Genomic DNA, 5,233 nt, shown 5'->3' on the forward strand with positions numbered 1-5,233 from the left:
ACTGATCGGCATTAGCCTAATGGCTGCTTTTTTTATGCTAGTTGCGCAGTGAATACTAAAATCGTCGCTAGAATAATACCAATTGCATTAAAAGTTTGACCATTCAGCGTTTTGCTAATTTGTTATCTCAGCCGCAGTACGTGAGTGCTCTGTCTTTTCACTTCTGTTTTGCATTGGTTTAAAAGGGAGTCACCATTTATTTACCAATGTGTTTTGAATCGAAAAGACAGATGGGCTCTAATCGGGTCAAATACTTAATGCAATTGGTATTAATTATTAAAATAATTGTTAAACATCCCTTGAAAAGCAAAATATTGGCTACATATATTAATTATGGGACGCTCAATGAGGTTCTTAGCTAGCAAGATTACGATGCCTTCGGGGTCGAGAACGTTAGTGAAAATTAGCCCGGTGCGACAACCATTCACATTTTGAATGAGTCGGCCAATAAAATTAAATATATTGCTTGATACAAGGATATACCATGAGAAATTACGACCTAACACCACTTTACCGTAGCGCTATTGGATTTGACCGTTTGGCACAACTTGCTGAACATGCCGCGTCAAACAAAGGCAATTCAGGTTACCCACCATACAATATCGAACTGCTCAATGAACACCGCTATCGCATTACCATGGCCGTTGCTGGATTTACCATGGATGAACTCGATATAACCAGTGAAGGCGACAAGTTACTGGTAAAAGGCATCAAAGCAGAGCAGAGCGAAGAGCGTAAGTATCTATATCAAGGCATTGCTGAGCGCGGATTTGAGCGTACATTCCAGCTTGCTGATTATGTAACTGTTATTGGCGCAGACCTTGAAAATGGCTTACTCAATATTGATCTTAAGAGAGAGATCCCTGAGGCATTAAAGCCAAGAAAAATTGAGATAGGCAGTTCAAGAATATTAGATGCAAAATAATTAGTCACTTTAGCTAATTATTGAAACGCTGAATATAAAAAGGGGAGTCTAATGACTCCCTTTTTAGTGGATGAGTGTTACATGCTAAGCACGCATCGACTTCTCGCCGCGAGCTAGACCTACAACGCCCGAACGTGAGATCTCAACCACCTTGGTAACATCTGTCAGTGCTGCAATACAAGCATCAAGCTTCTCACTAGTACCAATGAGTTGCACTGTGTACAGGCTTTGAGTGACATCTACAATTTGCCCACGGAAAATATCAGTAAGGCGTTTAACTTCCTCTCTGTATTCTCCTTTAGCTTTAACTTTTATCAGTGCTACTTCTCTTTCAATATGCGCTGACTCAGTAATATTTGACACTTTCAACACATCAATTAGTTTATGTAGCTGTTTCTCAATCTGCTCCAGAACTGCTTCATCAGCATTAACCGCTATGGTCAAGCGTGACAGCGTTTTATCTTCAGTTGGTGCTACAGTTAGGGTTTCAATGTTATAGCCACGCTGAGAAAATAGCCCTACTACACGAGAAAGTGCACCCGGTTGGTTTTCAAGTAATACACATATAATCCGACGCATTAGCTTTTCTCCGTTTTACTCAGCCACATTTCATTCATCGCACCACCACGAATTAGCATCGGGTATACGTGTTCAGTTTCATCAACATGAATGTCGACAAATACTAGCTTGTCCTTCATAGCAAATGCTTTCTCTAAGCCTGACTCTAGTTCAGCGGGATCGCTGATTGTCATTCCTACGTGGCCATATGCTTCAGAAATTTTAGCGAAATCCGGTACCGAATCCATATAAGATTGTGAGTGACGACCAGCATAAATCATATCCTGCCACTGCTTGACCATGCCCAAAAAGTGATTATTCAGGTTAATGATTTTGACCGGAATATCATACTGCAGCGCTGTTGATAGCTCTTGAATATTCATTTGTATAGAACCATCGCCTGTTACACAGATAACGGTTTCATCAGGTTTGGCAAGCTTTACACCCATAGCGGCCGGTAGACCAAAGCCCATGGTCCCGAGTCCGCCAGAGTTGATCCAACGACGTGGCTTATTAAACGGGTAATATAGTGCGGCAAACATCTGGTGCTGACCTACATCGGAAGCGACATATGCATCACCATTAGTGAGCTTATGCATCACTTCAATCACTTGCTGTGGCTTAATTTTCTCTTTAGATGTTTGGTAGTCTAAACTTTTACGGCCACACCATTGTGCTATATCGCTCCACCAATGGTCATTGGCAGCAGGATCACTAATGCCATAATCATTGGCTTCGATTTGCGCTAGCATTTCATCCAATACTTTGTCAGCAGAGCCAACAATTGGGATATCGACTTTTATCGTTTTGGAAATAGAAGAGGGGTCAATATCAATATGCAAAATAGTGGCGTTAGGACAATACTTTTCAACGTTATTGGTCGTTCTATCATCAAAACGAACGCCAATACCAAAAATAAGATCGCTATTGTGCATCGTCATGTTGGCTTCATAGCAGCCGTGCATGCCTAACATACCCACACTGTTTGGGTGAGTGCCCGGAAATGCACCCAGTCCCATCAAGGTACTTACAACCGGGATCCCCAGCTTTTCTGATAAGGCTAAAATTTGGCTGTCACAGCCTGAGATAACTGCGCCGCCACCAACATAAAGAACCGGTTTCTTAGCCGCTAACAGTGCTTTAAGTCCGCGACGAACCTGACCTTTGTGTCCTGAGGTAGTCGGGTTATATGAGCGCATTGAGATATCTTCTGGATATTGATATTCATGTAAAATCTCTGGGTTCATACAATCTTTCGGTACATCGACAACGACTGGACCTGGACGCCCGCTGGCAGCGATAAAAAATGCTTTCTTGATAATAGCTGGGATGTCACGAGGATCCGTGACTAGAAAACTATGCTTAACAACGGGTCTTGAAATACCGATCATGTCACACTCTTGGAATGCGTCATTACCAATCAAGCTACTATGAACCTGACCTGATATAACCACCATCGGAATGGAATCCATATACGCTGTTGCTATGCCGGTAATAGTATTGGTAGCTCCAGGACCTGAAGTTACTAACACAACTCCTACATCGCCAGTAGCACGTGCGTAGCCGTCTGCCATGTGTACAGCAGCTTGTTCGTGTCTTACAAGGATATGTTCGATGTTGGATTTTTGGTGCAGAGCGTCATAAATATCTAAAACTGATCCACCTGGATAGCCAAATATATGTTTAACGCCTTCGTCGATAAGAGAACGGACAACCATACTGGCGCCTGATAGCTTCTCCATAATATTTCCTTTCTAAGTTACCGCTACGGTATGCAGTATCTAGCTACAGCGACGGTAATCGCTCTAATAATTAAGCTTGGACGGTGATCCTTGCTCTCGATAGGCTGTATTTTTCAAAAAGAAAAATTATCACAGGGTCTCTGTGCAGCACTGGCTTTTTAAGCCAAGTTCATCATATAAAATACCCATATGATTTCAAGCATAGAATGCGATTAAATCGTTCTAAATGAAGAATTTTCAATATCGTTTACAGAAAAGCAGGCAGAAAAGTAAAATAACTTGAGCGTGAAACAATAAAAAATTGTACATGGAAGGATAAAAAGACTCAGTGGCTTAATCCAAGCTGAGTCTCAATGTCATTTACGCACTTGGTTCGCGCTTACTCAGTAGTTGGCATAAACCAACCAGAATAACAGCAGCGAGCATTAAGGCTGAAAATGGTACCGCAGTGCCAGTATAAAACAGCGCTAATAGCGGCCCAGCTAAAGCACCAAAACCGAATCTGAGAGTACCGATTACAGCTGTAGCTGTGCCGGTTTCTTGTTGGAATTTCATCAATACAATAGCGTCTGCATTGACAGACATTACACCTAAACATGCCATAAGTGGCAACAACATGATGACGGTAAACAGATAGTTAAGATCTAGCATATTAACCAACAGCAAGCCGCTTGCTGCGAAAACGCCCATAATGGTTGAGGCTCGCAGCATTCTTTTTGAACCGTAACGTCCAACTATCTTGCTGTTGATGACATTAGCAAGCATCAATGCGCCAACATTGGTGCTAAAAAGAATGGCAAACAGTGACTTATCTAAAGCAAAAACTTCCATATAGACAAATGGCGACGCCGTTAAGTAGCAGAAGAAAGCAAATGACGTTAGTACACCACAGGCAATATTGAGCTTAACGCCGGGCTTAGTAAAAACCGTCGCATAAGCACCAAAAAACGATTTGCTACTGCGGCTCGTTGAGTCTGAGTCACTTGGCATTTTTAGTTTGAGAGATACTAATATCAATAATCCACAAGCATAGAAGGCCAGTATGAAGAAGATCAGGTGCCATTCCCCTAGCTCTAGTATTAGGCTACCAATGCTTGGAGCGATTAGCGGTGCTAACATCATAATCAAGCTCACATAAGACATGCCTTTGGCAGTATTATTACCGTATACCTCTTTGATATAGCCAGGAACCACAACAGTCGCTGCTGCGCCAATAAAGGCTTGAAAGAACCTAAGTGTAAGAAAGGCCTCTATTGATTGCACAAATGCCAATGCAAAACTGGTTAGCATAAAGCCAGTTAGACCTATCATAACCATTCTGCGACGGCCGTATCGATCCGCCAGCGGGCCAAAACTTAGCATGCCTAATGCATAACCAGCTAGATATAAACTGAGAGACTGCTGGACTAGGGTAATTCCGGTATCAAAACTGCTGGCAAGTGTTGCCATAGCAGGCAGATACATATCGATAGCGAGAGGCGTAATTGCGACAATCGCTGCGAGCATAGGGATAAGCAGTGCTAAGTTTGGTATACCAATGTGGCCAGTATGCTGTTCGGGCGTATTTTTCAAGTCTACCTCTTGGTGTCGCAGTTGTTAAAGTGAATAAAACCGGGACATATTTATGCGTAAGTCGATTAGATTGGACTGTATTATTGAAAAGAAATTTTGGGTTTAACTGACTGAGCCTAGTACAGTTAAAACTCAACGTTGTGTACTAAACTGAATATGCGCGTATTTTATCGTTTTAATAGTCGTTAACCAATCAAAATTGTCTGTTAATCATTCTAAAAACTCATTGTATTTGTAAGCATCTATTTAGAAAGCGATTGTAGCTTAACGCTATTAATCCTCTCTAGGTGCTGTTGATCTTTCGAGTTTAGTTTTTACTCGAATTCAATGTTGGCTTGAGCGATGATCCTTAGCGAGCTAATTGGAAGGGCCGCGCTTCTTAATTATTTCTACTGCGGTATAGGTTATACCAATCAATATAAGTAGTTGATCTACT

The 5,233-nt window shown here is 41.8% G+C and carries 4 protein-coding genes; 1 reads left to right on the forward strand and 3 read right to left on the reverse strand.

The genetic code is table 11. The annotated features are described in order from the left end of the window. Nucleotides 1-484 precede the first annotated feature (484 nt). A complete protein-coding gene (locus AB4238_RS21015) occupies nt 485-925 on the forward strand; it encodes an Hsp20 family protein (RefSeq protein WP_372035426.1) in 441 nt (146 codons plus the stop codon). Between the two features lie 84 nt (nt 926-1,009). On the opposite strand, the gene ilvN is transcribed toward AB4238_RS21015, so the two are convergent. The 3 genes from ilvN to AB4238_RS21030 all read right to left on the reverse strand — a co-directional run bounded on the left by ilvN (nt 1,010) and on the right by AB4238_RS21030 (nt 4,797). Beyond that, nucleotides 1,010-1,504, reverse strand: coding sequence for an acetolactate synthase small subunit (ilvN, locus tag AB4238_RS21020; protein ID WP_371995407.1), 495 nt, complete (start codon nt 1,502-1,504; stop codon nt 1,010-1,012). After that, nucleotides 1,504-3,225, reverse strand: coding sequence for an acetolactate synthase 3 large subunit (locus AB4238_RS21025; RefSeq protein ID WP_372035429.1), 1,722 nt, complete (start codon nt 3,223-3,225; stop codon nt 1,504-1,506). The genes ilvN and AB4238_RS21025 overlap by 1 nt, the downstream gene beginning before the upstream one ends. Before the next feature lie 360 nt (nt 3,226-3,585). Then, nucleotides 3,586-4,797, reverse strand: a complete 1,212-nt coding sequence (locus AB4238_RS21030; protein WP_372035431.1) for a multidrug effflux MFS transporter — start codon at nt 4,795-4,797, stop codon at nt 3,586-3,588. Between the last annotated feature and the right edge of the window lie 436 nt (nt 4,798-5,233).

The organism is Shewanella sp. 10N.286.45.A1 (genome assembly GCF_041470405.1).
Classification (GTDB): domain Bacteria; phylum Pseudomonadota; class Gammaproteobacteria; order Enterobacterales; family Shewanellaceae; genus Shewanella.